The sequence below is a fragment of the Haloarcula sp. CBA1122 genome (genome assembly GCF_009741785.1).
GTDB classification, from domain to species: Archaea; Halobacteriota; Halobacteria; order Halobacteriales; family Haloarculaceae; genus Haloarcula; species Haloarcula hispanica.
Map to the genome: position 1 here is coordinate 14,973 of NZ_WPCB01000015.1, position 14,527 is coordinate 29,499.

The 14,527-nt window shown below is 65.1% G+C and carries 12 protein-coding genes and 1 pseudogene; 7 read left to right on the plus strand and 6 right to left on the minus strand.

Translation table 11 applies throughout. The features are described from left to right. The first annotated feature begins 51 nt into the window (after positions 1-51). Entirely contained in the window at positions 52-483 is a 432-nt protein-coding gene (locus GJ630_RS08015; RefSeq protein WP_044951753.1) for a hypothetical protein, read from the plus strand. Positions 484-520: 37 nt separating this feature from the next. Here GJ630_RS08015 and GJ630_RS08020 read toward each other — a convergent pair whose 3' ends face one another. Beyond that, a complete protein-coding gene (locus tag GJ630_RS08020) occupies positions 521-1,606 on the minus strand; it encodes a S1C family serine protease (protein ID WP_191449668.1) in 1,086 nt (361 codons plus the stop codon). Positions 1,607-1,751: 145 nt separating this feature from the next. Between GJ630_RS08020 and GJ630_RS08025 the strand changes: the two genes are divergently transcribed. The 3 genes from GJ630_RS08025 to GJ630_RS08035 all read left to right on the plus strand — a co-directional run bounded on the left by GJ630_RS08025 (position 1,752) and on the right by GJ630_RS08035 (position 5,516). Continuing rightward, a complete protein-coding gene (locus GJ630_RS08025; protein WP_014039944.1) occupies positions 1,752-2,015 on the plus strand; it encodes a hypothetical protein in 264 nt (87 codons plus the stop codon). A 145-nt stretch (positions 2,016-2,160) separates the two neighbouring features. Further along, positions 2,161-4,746 carry a heavy metal translocating P-type ATPase gene (locus GJ630_RS08030; protein WP_191449669.1) on the plus strand — a complete coding sequence of 862 codons (2,586 nt, stop codon included), beginning with the start codon at positions 2,161-2,163 and terminating at the stop codon, positions 4,744-4,746. Positions 4,747-4,796: 50 nt separating this feature from the next. After that, positions 4,797-5,516, plus strand: coding sequence for a metal-dependent hydrolase (locus tag GJ630_RS08035; RefSeq protein ID WP_014039946.1), 720 nt, complete (start codon positions 4,797-4,799; stop codon positions 5,514-5,516). Here the strand turns inward: GJ630_RS08035 and GJ630_RS08040 are convergent. Beyond that, positions 5,513-6,862, minus strand: coding sequence for a PAS domain-containing sensor histidine kinase (locus GJ630_RS08040; RefSeq protein WP_044952180.1), 1,350 nt, complete (start codon positions 6,860-6,862; stop codon positions 5,513-5,515). The genes GJ630_RS08035 and GJ630_RS08040 overlap by 4 nt on opposite strands. A 326-nt stretch (positions 6,863-7,188) precedes the next feature. Between GJ630_RS08040 and GJ630_RS08045 the strand changes: the two genes are divergently transcribed. Further along, the gene (locus GJ630_RS08045; protein ID WP_023843189.1) at positions 7,189-7,431 is read left to right on the plus strand and encodes a hypothetical protein; all 243 of its coding nucleotides are present in this window, start codon (positions 7,189-7,191) and stop codon (positions 7,429-7,431) included. Positions 7,432-7,607: 176 nt separating this feature from the next. On the opposite strand, the gene ilvD is transcribed toward GJ630_RS08045, so the two are convergent. Continuing rightward, on the minus strand, positions 7,608-9,335 hold the full coding sequence (ilvD, locus tag GJ630_RS08050) for a dihydroxy-acid dehydratase (RefSeq protein ID WP_064288443.1): 1,728 nt from the start codon (positions 9,333-9,335) through the stop codon (positions 7,608-7,610). Positions 9,336-9,456: 121 nt separating this feature from the next. On the opposite strand from ilvD, the pseudogene GJ630_RS08055 reads away from it, so the two are divergent. Both GJ630_RS08055 and GJ630_RS08060 read left to right on the plus strand, forming a co-directional pair. Continuing rightward, positions 9,457-10,421: pseudogene (locus GJ630_RS08055) on the plus strand (beta-ribofuranosylaminobenzene 5'-phosphate synthase family protein). A gap of 99 nt (positions 10,422-10,520) precedes the next feature. Beyond that, entirely contained in the window at positions 10,521-11,624 is a 1,104-nt protein-coding gene (locus GJ630_RS08060) for an NADH:flavin oxidoreductase/NADH oxidase (RefSeq protein ID WP_191449670.1), read from the plus strand. 6 nt (positions 11,625-11,630) lie between these two features. Here the strand turns inward: GJ630_RS08060 and GJ630_RS08065 are convergent, their stop codons facing one another. From GJ630_RS08065 to GJ630_RS08075, 3 genes are all read right to left on the minus strand, one after another. Continuing rightward, positions 11,631-12,632 (minus strand): DUF368 domain-containing protein, encoded by a 1,002-nt coding sequence (locus GJ630_RS08065; protein ID WP_014039952.1) that lies wholly within the window; start codon positions 12,630-12,632, stop codon positions 11,631-11,633. A 106-nt stretch (positions 12,633-12,738) separates the two neighbouring features. After that, entirely contained in the window at positions 12,739-12,990 is a 252-nt protein-coding gene (locus GJ630_RS08070; RefSeq protein WP_008310015.1) for a hypothetical protein, read from the minus strand. A 91-nt stretch (positions 12,991-13,081) separates the two neighbouring features. Further along, on the minus strand, positions 13,082-14,449 hold the full coding sequence (locus GJ630_RS08075) for a phosphoribosylamine--glycine ligase (RefSeq protein ID WP_050037782.1): 1,368 nt from the start codon (positions 14,447-14,449) through the stop codon (positions 13,082-13,084). Positions 14,450-14,527: the final 78 nt, after the last annotated feature.

The window sequence follows — 14,527 nt, forward strand, 5'->3', positions numbered from 1 at the left end:
TGTTCTGTGACAGCGATGGACTATTTGTGGACAGTCGTGCAGTTGATACGTATGAACACGCACGTCCGCATCGTCGTCGCGCTGCTCCTCGGCGTCCTTGCGTTTGCCGTCACGACCGTCTCGGTGACCGCCGGCTTCGAACCGCAGATAGAGTTCTCACTGCTCATCGGCCTCCCGGTAGGCGTGTCGGCCGGTCTGACCGGACTGTTCGCCGGCTACGTCCTGCTGTGGCACCGCGACCGAGCGGCGGCGGGCGAACTCTCCGACCGCGCGGCCCGCCTCCGACTGGCCGCGTTGGCGACCATCGCGGACTTCGTCGTGGTCACTGCGGCCGGCGTTGCGCTCTACGTGTTCGGCAATAGGGGCCTCGGTATCAGCCTGCTCGTCGCGGGGCTCCCGGTGACACTGCCCCTCGCTGCCGCCGTCAGCTACGTCCTGGCCGGTGGCAGCCGTAACGAACAGGGCGGGCTCCGGACGCGGTAACCACGGTCGGAGCAGCAGATTCGGCCGCCGACGCTCGTTACGGCTCCGGGCGCGAGCCGAGCGTGAGTTCGACCGTTTCCTGTGTCCCGTCGCGCTCGATCAGTACGTCGACCGTCTCGCCGGGGCTGGTCTCTAGCGCGAGGAAGCTTCCAAGCGCCTGCCGCGTCGGCGTCGGCGTGTCGTTCATCTGTCTGACCACGTCACCGCCAGTGGGAATCTCCGTCCCCGAAATCGTCGTCTCCCCGTCGCTTCCCTGTAGGACGCCCGCCGCTGGCCCACCACTGACGACACGGGTGATGTACACCCCGGACCCGGGGTCTAAGTTGTTCGCCTCGGCGATCCGCGGCGACACGCTCTGGAGGCCAACACCCATGTACGGATGGTCGTAGTCGCCGGTCTGGATGAGCGACGGCACGACACGCTGGGCGAGCGGGGCCGAGATGGCAAAGGCGACGTTGTCGCCGCCGCCGGAGTTGATGACACCGACCACGTCGCCCTCAAGCGTGACCAGCGGCCCGCCGCTGTTCCCCGGGTTGACCGGTGCGTCGGTCTGGACCGCGTCCGCGATGGAGAAGTTGTTCGCGCTCTGGAGCGTGCGGTCGACGCCGCTGACGATGCCCGCGGACACCGAGCCGGAGAGGCCAAACGGGTTCCCGATAGCGACGACTTCGGTCCCGACTGTCGGCTCGGTCTCCACAAACGAGAGAGGTGTCACGTCCGGTGTCGCGCCGATACGGAGGACCGCCAGGTCGCTGTACACGTCCGCGCCGACGACGGAAGCGGAACGCCAGCCGGTGTCGGCAAAGCGGACGTAGTACTCGTCCCCGCCCGCGACGACGTGTTCGTTTGTGACGATGTGTTCGTCGTCGATGAGGAAGCCGCTCCCCTGCCCACCACGCGAGTCTTCGGCGTACACCCTGATCGAGACGACGGCATCAGCGACCTCTTGATAGACGTCGGTGTAGACGCTGTCGGACTGCACGACCGCGTCGGCCGACCCCGACGGGTCGGGGGCGGTACCGTCCGAATTGCTGCTGGTCCCGGGGCTCTGACAGCCAGCCGTGGCCGCGACGGCCGTCCCGAGGGCCCCTAACATCGCCCGGCGCGTGAAAGACTGTTTCATACTGGGGCGTAGGCCTGGGCTGCGAAAAAGGCACGGTCGGGTCTCTCTACCGCACCCGGGTGCTCGATTGCGGTGTGTCGTGACTTTCAGTTCGGCCCCGAAGACGGGCACAAACTACAATCGTCCCGATAGCATACGGGGGGGCATGGCAGAGGATTCATCGGGAACGAAAACGCCGACGCCGGGGTTCGTGTTGCCCGGTCTGCGATGTGGTGTCGAGATGGCACTCGTCGGGACAATCGTACTGCTCATCGGCCTCCCGACCGAGGAGCCGATACGGCTGGGAATCGTCTTCCTGTCGGCCCTACTGGCGATGACTGTGGTACTGTTCTGGGCGGTCGGCCGACATATGCGACGCTGGATCCGCTACGCACAGGGAAAGCCGACCCGGACGACGCCGTTCGACTGAGGGAAGTGTCTGAGCCAGGCCGGCCAACAGTGCGGCCGATGCCGGCTAGGTTAATAACAAAACTGGATTCATTTATTAATCAATCCCACTTAGAGCGCAGGTTTTAGCAGTTGAATTAATAAGAACGGGTAGCCTAGCACCGGTAATGACGGAGTCCGGCGGCTGTTCGGATGGCGATGGATGTAGTTGCTCGAATACCGATAATCACCCGACAGCAACGGACTCACACGATGGGAGCCACATCGCACAGCTGTCCGTCCCGGAGATGGACTGTCCCTCCTGTGCGGGAAAGGTAGAGTCGAGCGTCCGCGAACTGGCGGGCATCGAGGCCGTCGACCCGCAGGTAGCGACGGGTCGGCTCACCGTCGAGTACGACGAGGCCGAGACGGACGTGGACGCGATAGCGGCGCGCGTCGAGGCGGCGGGCTACAGCGTCGCAGACGACGGCGGCGAGACGCTCCGGTTCGGCGTCCCGGAGATGGACTGTGCATCCTGTGCCGGCAAGGTCGAAAGCGCGCTGGGGAGGGTTGACGGTCTCAGAGCCGTCGAAACGCGTCCGACTACCGGGACGGCCGTCGTCACGTACGACCGGAACGCGACGACGGAGGGCGACCTCGTGGCGGCAATCGAGAGCGCCGGGTACGAGGTCACGGAGACGACAGGCGAGGACGACACGGCGACCGGGCAGACGGACGAAAACGGCTCGCTCTGGACCAGTTCGCGGGCGCTGAAGACGTGGGTCAGCGGCGTGTTCGTCGCCGTCGGCCTCCTCTTCGAGTTCCTGCTGGCCGGCGCGAACACGCAGGTCGGGAGCGTCTTCGGGTCGCCGCTGCACGCCGCCGACATTCTGTTTCTCATCGCAGTCGCGACGGGCGGCCAGGAAATCCTGCGTAGCGGCTACTACTCACTGCGCAACCGGAACCTGGACATCGACCTGCTGATGTCCATCGCCATCCTGGGCGCGCTCACCGCCAGTCTGGCCTTCGGCGAGGCGCTGTACTTCGAGGCCGCGACGCTGGCGTTCCTGTTCAGCGTCGCGGAACTGCTGGAGCGCTACTCGATGGACCGTGCGCGGAACTCGCTGGCGGAACTGATGGACCTCTCGCCCGACGAAGCGACGGTCAAACGTGACGGCATGGAGCAGGTGATGCCCGTCGACGACGTGCAGGTCGGCGATGTCGTCGTCATCAGGCCCGGCGAGAAGATACCGATGGACGGCGAGGTCATCGACGGGACCAGCGCGGTCAACCAGGCTCCGATCACCGGCGAGAGCGTCCCAGTCGACAAGACCGAGGGCGACGAGGTGTACGCCGGGACAATCAACGAGGAGGGGTATCTGGAAGTACAGGTCACGGCGGCGGCCAGCGACAATACCCTCTCACGCATCGTCCAGATGGTCGAGGACGCCCAGTCGAACAAGACCGAGCGCGAGCAGTTCGTCGAGCGCTTCTCGGCGTACTACACGCCAGTCGTCGTCGCCTTCGCCGTCCTCGTGACGCTGACGACCCCCGCCGTGCTCGGCGTGGCGTGGTCGACCGCCGTCGTGTACGGCCTGACCCTGCTTGTGCTGGCCTGTCCCTGCGCGTTCGTCATCTCGACGCCCGTTTCGGTCGTCTCGGGCATCACCAGCGCCGCGAAGAACGGCGTGCTCATCAAGGGCGGCAACCACCTCGAAGCGATGGGCGCGGTCGACGTGGTGGCCTTCGACAAGACCGGCACGCTGACGAAAGGCGAACTGACCGTCACCGACGTGATCCCGCTGAACGGGAACACCGAGGATGAAGTCCTGCAGTGCGCCCGTGGGCTCGAACAGCGCAGCGAACACCCCATCGGCGAGGCCATTGTCGCTGAGGCGGGGACCGCTGGCGTGGAGAGCGCCGATGTCGACGACTTCGAGAGCATCACCGGCAAGGGCGTCCGGGCGGACATCGACGGGACGCCCCACTACGCCGGGAAGCCGGGGCTGTTTGACGACCTCGGCTTCGATCTCTCACACGTCCACGCCACTACCGATGGCGGTGTCGTCACGAAAACGGCCCAGCAGCTCTGTGAGCGCAACAACTGCATAGACTTGCTGGAAGACACTGTTCCCGAACTCCAGGCCGAGGGGAAGACGGTCGTCATCGTTGGCACGGACGACGAGATCGAGGGGATCATCGCGGTCGCCGACGAGGTGCGCCCGGAAGCGGAGGCCGCAGTCTCCCGGCTCCGCGACCTGGGCGTCGAACGGACGGTGATGCTCACCGGCGACAACGAGCGCACTGCTGGGGCTATCGCTCGGGAAGTGGGTGTCGACGACTACCGGGCGGAACTCCTGCCGGACGAGAAAGTCGCCGCTATCGACGGCCTCGTCGAGGAGTACGAGGAGGGGGTAGCGATGATCGGAGACGGTATCAACGACGCCCCGGCGCTGGCGAGCGCGACCGTCGGCGTCGCGATGGGGGCCGCCGGAACAGACACGGCCCTCGAAACGGCTGATATCGCCCTCATGAGCGACGACCTCTCGAAGCTCCCGTACCTGTACGAACTGGCCAACGACGCCAACGGCGTCATCCGCCAGAACATCTGGGCCAGTCTCGCGGTCAAGGCCGGCCTTGCACTCGCTGTACCGTTCGGCCTCGTCCCCATCTGGGTCGCCGTGCTCGCGGGCGACGCCGGCATGACGACGGCCGTGACCGGGAACGCGATGCGGCTCTCGCGAATCCGCCCGGACGAAAACGACGAATCCTAACCCGGCCCGGTGTACTATTAAGTATGCGCCGGGAGTAGCGTGCATCCGACATGGAACTCACATGGTACGGCCATTCGACGTGGCACGTAACAGTCGACGACACCGAATTGCTCATCGACCCGTTCTTCGATAACCCCAAGACGGACACGGACCCCGAGGAACTGGACCCGGACTACGTGTTGCTGACCCACGGCCACGCCGACCACATCGGCGACGTGGACCGGTATGAAGGCTGTGGGCTCGTGGCCACGCCGGAAATCGTCGAGTACTGCGAGGACAACTTCGGTGACTTCGACGCCGTCGGTGGCATGGGGATGAACCTCGGCGGCACCGTCGAAATCGGCGACGCGTTCGTCACGATGCACCGGGCTGACCACACGAACGGCATGGAAACCAGCTACGGCGCGAGCGGCGGGATGCCGGGCGGGTTCATCATCTCCGATACGAAGCCGACACAGGTCAGCGACGCAGAGTCGACGACGTTCTACCACGCCGGCGACACCGGTCTCATGACGGAGATGCGCGACGTCATCGGGCCGTTCCTCGAACCGGACGCTGCGGCGGTGCCGGTCGGCGACCACTTCACGATGGGGCCGATGCAGGCCGCCGTCGCCGTCGACTGGCTGGACGTCGACCACGCGTTCCCGATGCACTACGACACGTTCCCACCAATCGAAATCGAAACGCAAGACTTCGTGAACGAGGTCAAAGGCACCGGTAGCGACGCCGAGGTCCACGTCCTCGACGGCGACGAAACGTTCGAACTCTAGTCCGGTCGTTCCACGTCGGTCACGGTAAACCGCGCGCCGCCCGCCTCGCTGTCATCGACGGACAGCGACCAGCCGTGTTCTTTCGCGATCCGGTTGGCGATGTAGAGCCCGAACCCGCTGTTTTGTTTCTCTGATGCGTACCCCGCTTCGAGCACCCGCTCCGGTGGCGAGACGTCGACACCAGGCCCGTCGTCCGCGACGAAAAAGCCCGAAGACGTGGCACCGACGCGAATCGCGACGTCGGGGCCGCCGTGTTCGACGGCGTTCGAGAGCAGAATCTCGAGAAACAGGCGCATCGACTCCGCGTCCGCCAGCAGTCTCCTGTCCGATGTCACTTCGAGCGATGCGGCTTCGAGCGATAGCGAACTCCACACGTCCCAGACGACCGTCGAGAGCCACTGTTGTTCGGGCTCGAACGCTGGCGAGTCGCTCGACGCCAGCGAGACGACCTTGTCGACGATACCGGAGAGCTGGTCGATAGAACGCTCCACAGCGTCGATGTGTTCGTCGTCGGCCTCGACCTGCGAGAGATGGCCGGTCGACACCTGGAGTTCGTTTCGGAGTTCGTGTGCGGCCAGCAGCGCCACCTTCCGGAGACGTTCGTTCTGTTGTCTGAGGAGACGTTCGCGCTCTTTCTGGTCGGTGATATCCTGCGTGATACCGATGAGGCCGATTAGCTCGTCGGTCTCGTCGTACCAGGGGATCTTCGACGTTTGGAGGTGTTTCCCCATCGACGGCGAGAACTCGTGGACGTCGAGGACGTCGGCCCCGTCGTTGATGACTTGCAGGTCGTCGCCGCGTGCTGCATCCAGATACGTCGCCCCGGCGGGGAGTCCGTCTTCGTCCCGCCGGCCGAGCAGTTCCGGCGGGGCGTACGACGAATCGTTGAGCAACAGATAGTGCCGGTCATCGTCTTTCACGTACAGGTGCTCGGAGTACCGTTCGAACATCGTGGCGAGAATCGTCTCCGGCCGGGAAGCCGGTCGGGCGGCCATCGTCTCGCTGTCTTCGAGTGCTGCACCGACTGCGGCTGCCAGTTCCGGCGACCCAAGATCGCCGTCGACCGTCCGAATGTGGTCACCACGGTCCGCCTCACTGCCGTACATGATCACCGGGAGGTTCGGGTAGAGCCCGGTGGCTGCCGCCGCCAGATGACCGCCCGCCATCCCTCCACACGTCACCGGGACGACGAGGCAGTCAACCGCGGTACGTAGCAGTGTCGTATCGACGCACTCGGGCTCTGTCGTCTCGACCGTTGCGTCGATTGCTGCCTGTTCAAGTGCCGCCCGTAACTGCTCTCCGGCAGTAGTCTCAGCAGCGATGAGGAGGACTGTCGGCGGGGACATCAACACGCCCATGATTTGTCCCGGGATTGTAAATAAGTTTAGCAGCCATGTTGAAAATAAAACAGGATACAACAGCGGAACGACCCCTCCGGCCGATACTGGACACCGCTGCCCGAAGCAACCAGCCGACTTCCGGATTGCCCCGTTACGTGAACTGAAATGCTCGCTATAGGCCCATCTCATGTCACGATGGTTGTCTCCCGACCAGAGAACAGTGGCGTGATATTCGAGACAACGGGCCGTTGACGGGGCAGTCGATAGTCAATACTGACACACACTTGAAAGGATTCACAACATCCGAGTATCCGGGCGGCGTATAGTCAGGTGTGTCCGAAACGTACGTGTGCGCCCGATGCCAGGACGCCGTCGAGCGGAACTTCGAGGTTCGGTCGATCATCAGGACCTGCAGCGAGTGCGGCGAGAACGGTCGGTTCCTCCACAGGTCGCTGGTCGAGTCACTTTCCGAGATCGCCACAGAGGACCAGCCGGACGGCTGGGATCAGATGACACTGGACGAGCGGTTCGAAGCGGCGCTCAAAGAGGGGCTCATCACGGTCACACGGACGTAAGTCTGTGCCGCCACGCTGACGACTCCGTTCGGTTCTGACGGCGCCTAGTTCTGCCAGCGACCTGCTTCGGCGGCGTTCGTCAGTCGACCCGCCACCTGACGCCACTGTCGTCGGTTTCTCACACTGTTGGCTGTGACTACTGTACGATGTTCGTGGTGGCGAAATTCGGGACAGTCTCAGTCCCACTTCGCGCCGGGGTTCGTCACCGCGCCGTTCGCCGCGGAGCCGAAGTCGCTGTGGTACTTCGCCAGCACGCCGCTGTCGTACGTCGGTTCAGGGTCGTAGTCTTCGAGGCGCTGCTCGATCTCCTCGTCGGTGAGGTCGACCGACAGTTCGTGGTCGTCGATGTCGATGGTGACGGTATCGCCGTCCTCCAGCGCGGCGATGGGGCCGCCGACGAACGCCTCGGGGGCGACGTGGCCGATAGAGAAGCCCCGAGTCGCGCCGGAGAAGCGGCCGTCGGTGAACAGCGCCACGTCCTCAGCGTGACCCTGGCCGGCGACGGCTGAGGTCACGCCCAGCATCTCGCGCATGCCGGGGCCGCCCTGTGGCCCCTCGTTGCGGATACAGATCACGTCGCCGGACTCGACGCGGCCTTCCTGCACGTACTCCATAGCCCCCTCCTCCTGTTCGAACACGCGGACCGGACCCTCGTGATGGAGGTGGTCCTCGCCCGTGATCTTGATGACCGAACCGTCGGGCGCGAGGTTGCCCGAGAGGATGCGGATCGCGCCGCGCTCGTGGATCGGGTCCTCGACCGTGTGGAGGTAGTCCACATCGAGGTCTTCGACTGCCGGCGGGTCGATGTGTTCGAGTTCTTCCTCGATTGTGTTGCCAGTGACGGTGAGTGCGTCGCCGTGGAGCAGGCCGGCGTCGTTCAGCGCCTTCAGCACGACCGGGACGCCGCCGACCTCGTGGAGGTCGTTCATGACCTTCTCGCCGCCGGGTTGGAGGTCGGCGATCTTGGGCGTGCGGGCGCTGATCTCGTTGAACGTCTCGATATCGAGGTCGATGCCGGCCTCCGCCGCGAGCGCGAGCAGGTGGAGAACGGCGTTGGTCGACCCGCCGACCGCGACCTGCAGGGCGATGGCGTTCTCGAACGATTCGCGGGTGAGGAAATCCGAGGGGCTGCGGCGTTCCTGCACCACCTCGACGGCGAGTTCGCCGGCCCGGCGGGCCTCCTCGTAGCGGGACTCGTGTTCGGCCGGCGGAGAGGCCGACCCCAGCGGCGCGAAGCCGAGCGCTTCGGAGATAGACGCCATCGTGTTGGCGGTGAACATCCCGCCACAGGAGCCCGCACCGGGGCAGGCGTGGCGTTCCATCTCGTCGAGTTCGCCCTCGCTCATCTCTCCGTCGGCGACCGCGCCCACACCTTCGAAGACGTTCTGGATAGTGACCTCGCGGCCGTCGTGCTCGCCGGGCATGATAGAGCCGCCGTAGAGGAAGACGCTGGGCAGGTCCGTCCGGATTGCGGCCATCATCATCCCGGGCATGTTCTTGTCACAGCCGCCGATGGTAACGATACCGTCCATGCGCTCGCCGAAGGTGACGAGTTCGACGGAGTCTGCGATTATCTCGCGGGAGATGAGCGACGCCTTCATCCCCTCGGTCCCCATCGAGATGGCATCGGAGATTGTGATGGTCCCGAACTCGATCGGCATCCCTTCGGTGTCGTCGATACCCTCGTAGGCAGCGTCAGCCACGTCGTCGAGATGGACGTTACATGGCGTGATGTCGGCGGCGGGGTTCGCGATGCCGATCATCGGCGAGGAGAGGTCCTCGTCGTCGTAGCCCATCGCGCGGAACATCGCGCGGTGGGGGGCTTTCTCGTATCCCTCCGTCACCTCGGTACTCCGCAGGTCCGGGTCTTTTTCCGGACGTTCTTGCCGCTCCTGATTGCTCATATTTCACCGAGGCCATGGGCAACCTTAAATAACTTGTACTCACGCTAACGTCCCACATGAGAGCACGGCGAAACCCACCGGTGACAGCAGGTTCTTTTCCGTCGGGAACTTCCGCCGCGGTATGCCGACGGTCACGACGCTGCGCGACTTCATTTCGGGTTTCAGAACCTCTCGCTCGCCCACGAGCGCCTCTATGGCGGTGTCGGGCTTGCCCTCGACGAGCCGCGGCTGACCGTCGAGGCGACACGAGCCGACACAGTCCAGTGTGACGACCCGGCGACCGAACCGTACGTCCGGCGCGTCGTCGATGCGCTCGACGTACCTGGCGCGGCCGTCTCTGTCGAGGAGCGGTTCCCGCGACACGTCGGCCTGGGAAGTGGCACCCAGCTCTCGCTGGCGACGCTCATCGCCGTCGTTCGGGCCTACGACCGGACCGCTGACGCACGGACCTACGCGCCGCAACTGGGACGGGGCGGCCGGAGCGGCGTCGGCGTGGCCGCGTTTGAATCGGGTGGGTTCGTCATCGACGGCGGGCACCCAACGGAGCGGTTCACGGCCGAACCCCCAACAGAAGGTGACTGGGACGTGCCGCCGGTGCTGGCCCATCACCACGTCCCCGCACACTGGCGCTTTGTCATCGTCGTCCCGGACACCGACCCCGGCCAGAGCGGAGCAGCAGAGGACCAGAGCATGCGGCAGGCCGTCGAGCGCGCCGACCCCGGCATCGCCGACGAGATCTCGACGCTGTTGACCCGGCGGCTGCTCCCCGCGATTGCCACCAGAGACCACGACGACTTCGGGCAGGCCGCGGCGCGGCTGGGCCGACTCAACGGCGCGTGGTACGCTGACGAACAGGGCGGCGTCTACCGCCCGCCAGCCGGCGCACTCGTCGAGTCACTGGCGAGCGCCCCGGTCATCTCCGGGGCCGGCCAGAGCTCTTGGGGGCCAACCGTCTGGGGACTGACGACAGCGGACTACGAATCGGAGGCCCGTGACGCGGGTGTGCTGGCACTCGATGCGGCCGATGTCGACGGAACGGTTCGCGTCGTCGCGCCCCGGAACACCGGTGCCTCACTGACTGAATAGAGGCCGAGCTATGTGGCCTTTCAGTACGAGCTACCGGCACTAACGACGACTCTTGCAGCCGCCAGTGCGGTTATCTGTCTCGGCAGCAAACCCCCGTCGATGACTGCACTGTTCTCACCGCTGGAACTCCGCGAGACGACAGTCCCGAATCGCGTCATGGTCTCTCCAATGTGCCAGTACTCCTGTGAGGCCCGCGACGGCCTCGCCACCGACTGGCACCGCACGCATCTCGGCTCTCGTGCCGTTGGCGGCGCGGGTCTGGTCATGACCGAGGCAACTGCTGTCGAAGCCCGCGGCCGCATCTCCCCGGAGGACCTGGGTATCTGGAGCGACGAGCACGCGGCGGCGCTGGAACCGATTACGGAGTTCATCACCGAACAGGGCAGCGTACCGGGCATCCAGTTAGCCCACGCTGGGCGGAAAGCCTCTATCGAACGACCGTGGGACGGCCACGACCCGCTCCAACCCGACGACGGCGGCTGGGAAGTCGTCGGACCGAGTGACGACCCCTGGCCGTACGAAGACGGTGAGGCTCCGCCGACAACAGCGCTCGATCAGGACGGCATCGAGGCGGTCATCGACTCGTTCCGCGCCGCCGCCGAGCACGCGCTCGACGCCGGCTTCGAGGTCGCAGAGGTCCACGCCGCCCACGGCTACCTCTTGCATCAGTTCCTCTCGCCGGTGACGAACCACCGCGAGGACGACTACGGCGGCGACTTCGAGGGCCGCACGCGACTGGTCCGTGAAATCACGACCGCCGTCCGCGAGGTCTGGCCCGACGACAAGCCGGTGTTCGTCCGTATTTCCGCGACGGACTGGCTTCCCGACCGCAATTCCTGGACCGTCGAGGACTCCGTGCGACTGTCGGACCGACTCGCCGACATCGGCGTGGACCTCATCGACGTGAGCGGCGGCGGCATCCACCCCGAATCCCGCCCCGACTACGCCGGCCCGAACTACCAGCTCCGGTACGCCGAGCGGATCCGAGAGGAAACGAAGTCGGACATCGCCGTCGGCGCTGTCGGCGGCATCACGACCCCCGAACAGGCCGAAGCCGTTATCGCTAACGACCGGGCCGATATGGCTATCGTCGGCCGCGAGCACCTCCGGGACCCGTACTTCACGATGAATGCCGCGAGGGAACTCGACGCGACCGACGAGATAGAGGGGCCGCCGCAGTACCGCCGCGCCTGGGGCTTCTGAACCTGTTTAGATCTTATCCAGGTCGAGGTCGACGGCGTACCAGTCGAGCGCGAGCAGGAAGGCCGCGCCGATAGCGGCGGCAGCGACGAACGCGATGAGAACGTCCGTCGAGAAGCCGACTTCACTCCGGACCTTCACGACCGGAGCGCGGAGTGCGCCGACGACGAGCGCGACGAGGAAGGCCAGCGTTGCCCGGCGGTTGTACTCCAGTGCCCGACGGACGACGCGTGCGATGGTGAACAGGCCGACCAGCCCGCCGACGATGAACGTCACGACCGGCACGGCGGTCGTTGTCACGTCTTCGGCTGGCCCGCCGGTGGCGAGCGCAATGAGCGCGTCCACGAAGTCGGCGAGCGCCATTGACATCCTGTCGTACTGCCCGAGGATGACGAGCAACAGCGATCCCGAGATGCCGGGCAGAATCATCGCGCTGACGCCGATCATGCCGGCGATGAAGACGAGTGCGAGACTGCCGCCGTCGGCGGCGGTGTTCGAGACGCCGGACACGTAGAACGCAAGCAGAAACCCGAGGACGCCGGCCCCTATCTGGAACGGCGACTCGACCGTGAGACTGCGCAGCAACACCACCGCGGAGGCGGCGATGAGGCCGAAGAAGAAGCCGAAAAGCAACGCCGGCGTCTCCTGGCTGGCGACGGTGACGATGTGTGTTACGATGACGACGGCGGTACCGACGCCGGCGACCAGCGCGAGGAGGAACCAGATGTCGAGTTCGAGGAGTTCGGCAAACGCACCGCGCAAATCAACACCGCCGTCTAGCGGCGTGAGAGCGCGAACGAACCGTATTACGCGGCCCGGCGTAACGGCGGTAATCGCGGCGATGAGTCGCTCGTAGACCCCGGCGATGAGCGCGATTGTGCCCCCGGAAACACCGGGGACCCCGTCCGCGCTGCCCATACAGAGGCCGATGAGAAACGTTCGAATCCACGCACGAAGCGGTGGCACCGAGCCCAGAACCGTCGGCGGGTCCTGGTCGGGAGGGGTGGTCATCACTGAACGCTTCCAGCATCACGCTCAAATTCCTTGTGGAGTCACGTCGTATTGTGCTGCTGTCACAACTGCGAGACTGCGGCTGAACAAGTGGCCCGCGACAGCGCTAGCTCCGCTTCGATAGCGTGAGCACGCCGTTTCTGAGTGTCTGGACCGCGCCGGCGGCCGGCAGGTCGACGTCGAACTCCGTCTGGAGGTGCGGGGCGTCGACGGCAACGATGGCTTCCGTCCCGATGATATCGACTGTCACATGGTCGTCGCTGACCTGAAGCGAGTCGAGGTCGACAGCGACCGTCCAGCCGTCGTCGTGGTCGGTGTGCGAGACGTGTAGCGGCGACCGTTCAGTTTGTGCGTCCATTCGTCAATCATGGGTATGTGTTACACACATAAAGGTCCACGTTCGGCGCGTGCCAAAGCTCGGTCAGACAGGAACGCTATCCTGCACGTCGCTACACAGCAGGGCCGAGATAGCCCCATGCCTGCAGGCGGTCCCCGTCGCCCTCTATCCACCGCTCGCCGATGTCGTCGCGGTAGTAACAGTTCGGAATGAGGATATCGTCGACGCGCCCGTAAGCCTGCTCCCGCGCCCCCTGCATCGTATCGCCTTTGCCCGTGACGACCAGCGGCATCCCGCTCTCGCCAGCCACGCGCCACTGCCCGTCGACCGCCGCTCCTGACTCGCTTCTCTCGCCGGTCGCGCGGTCCGTGCCCTCGACGGGCACGCGCTTCGCGTCCTCGATGTGGATGCCCTCGCGGCTGTCGGATCCGAAGACGACCGCGGCGTTGCGGGAGTTCTCGTCGTACGTCTTCTGGTCGTCGAACGGGAACGGCGGGAGGACGACCCGAACCGCGACCTGATACCCGCGGTGGACCTCCAGTTCGGGGTCGCGCCCGTTCGCCAGATCGAGGAAGAACTGGCCTGTTTCTGATTCGAACGACTCCTCTTGGAGCGTGATTGTGGGGTACCCGAACCGCGGCGTGAACTCCAGCGGATAGATACCGTCCTCGTTGACGATGCAGTTGATGTCGATGCTGCCGACGTACCCCTCGTCGGCGAGCCAGCCTTCCACCTTGCCGAGTGTCTCCGCGAACAGTTCGTTCCGGCCGGCCCAGAACATCGAAGTACCCATCTCGCCGGTCGAGGGACCGATGTTGCCCGGAAACAGCTTCTTGTGCTCGAAGTTGAAGTTGATCGGTTCGACGAACGACTCGCCGTTGAAGAAACCACAGACGGCGATTTCGACGCCCTCGACCTTCCGCTGGAGCTGGAACCCTTTCATCCGGTGACCCCACGCCTTCTTGTACGCTCGAAGCACATCGACGATGTCGCTGCCGTCGTCCTCGTTCCCGACGTAGAGCAGTCGCTTGACGTTCTGGACTTCCCCGAGCGGTTTGATGACGTACGGCGCAGGGTTCTCCTGGACGTGCTTGATGCCGGCGTCGAAGTCCTCGAAGACGTGATGCTCGATAGTGTTGACACCGTGGTCTTCGAGGACCTCCATCGCGTAGCCGCGGTCCTCTTCGAGCGCATCTGTGTTGGGTGTCCCGCCAACGACGGCGTGGCCTTCGGCCCGGAGTTCCCGTGTGAGTTCACCGGTGCCGATGTCGCCGCCGACCCAGATGTCGTCGAAGACGACGACATCGGCCCAGCCGAGGTCGCCCCGCCAGTCGTCGGTCTTCGGTACGAACCCGTCGGCGATCTCCTGATCGCTGTCGGCTTCGATGTAGTACCGGACGTCGTGTCCCTCCCGGCTGACCTGCCAGGCGATGTCACCGATGAGCGCCGCGTCCAACGAACAAAAGAGGAAATTCGCCATGGCGCGTTTGCGGGCGGGTGCGGGGTAAACGTTTCCTGTCCTGTCGACCACAGGTCATCGCTATCGCGATGGCAGCGA

Excerpts from the sequence above, each read along its gene's own strand:
- GJ630_RS08035 (WP_014039946.1), top strand. The coding sequence starts at position 4,797 with ATGGAACTCACATGGTACGGCCATTCGACGTGGCACGTAACAGTCGAC.
- GJ630_RS08030 (WP_191449669.1), top strand. The coding sequence starts at position 2,161 with ATGACGGAGTCCGGCGGCTGTTCGGATGGCGATGGATGTAGTTGCTCG.
- GJ630_RS08040 (WP_044952180.1), bottom strand. The coding sequence starts at position 6,862 with ATGTCCCCGCCGACAGTCCTCCTCATCGCTGCTGAGACTACTGCCGGA.
- GJ630_RS08060 (WP_191449670.1), top strand. The coding sequence starts at position 10,521 with ATGACTGCACTGTTCTCACCGCTGGAACTCCGCGAGACGACAGTCCCG.
- GJ630_RS08075 (WP_050037782.1), bottom strand. The coding sequence starts at position 14,449 with ATGGCGAATTTCCTCTTTTGTTCGTTGGACGCGGCGCTCATCGGTGAC.
- ilvD (WP_064288443.1), bottom strand. The coding sequence starts at position 9,335 with ATGAGCAATCAGGAGCGGCAAGAACGTCCGGAAAAAGACCCGGACCTG.
- GJ630_RS08020 (WP_191449668.1), bottom strand. The coding sequence starts at position 1,606 with ATGAAACAGTCTTTCACGCGCCGGGCGATGTTAGGGGCCCTCGGGACG.
- GJ630_RS08025 (WP_014039944.1), top strand. The coding sequence starts at position 1,752 with ATGGCAGAGGATTCATCGGGAACGAAAACGCCGACGCCGGGGTTCGTG.
- GJ630_RS08070 (WP_008310015.1), bottom strand. The coding sequence starts at position 12,990 with ATGGACGCACAAACTGAACGGTCGCCGCTACACGTCTCGCACACCGAC.
- GJ630_RS08015 (WP_044951753.1), top strand. The coding sequence starts at position 52 with ATGAACACGCACGTCCGCATCGTCGTCGCGCTGCTCCTCGGCGTCCTT.
- GJ630_RS08065 (WP_014039952.1), bottom strand. The coding sequence starts at position 12,632 with ATGACCACCCCTCCCGACCAGGACCCGCCGACGGTTCTGGGCTCGGTG.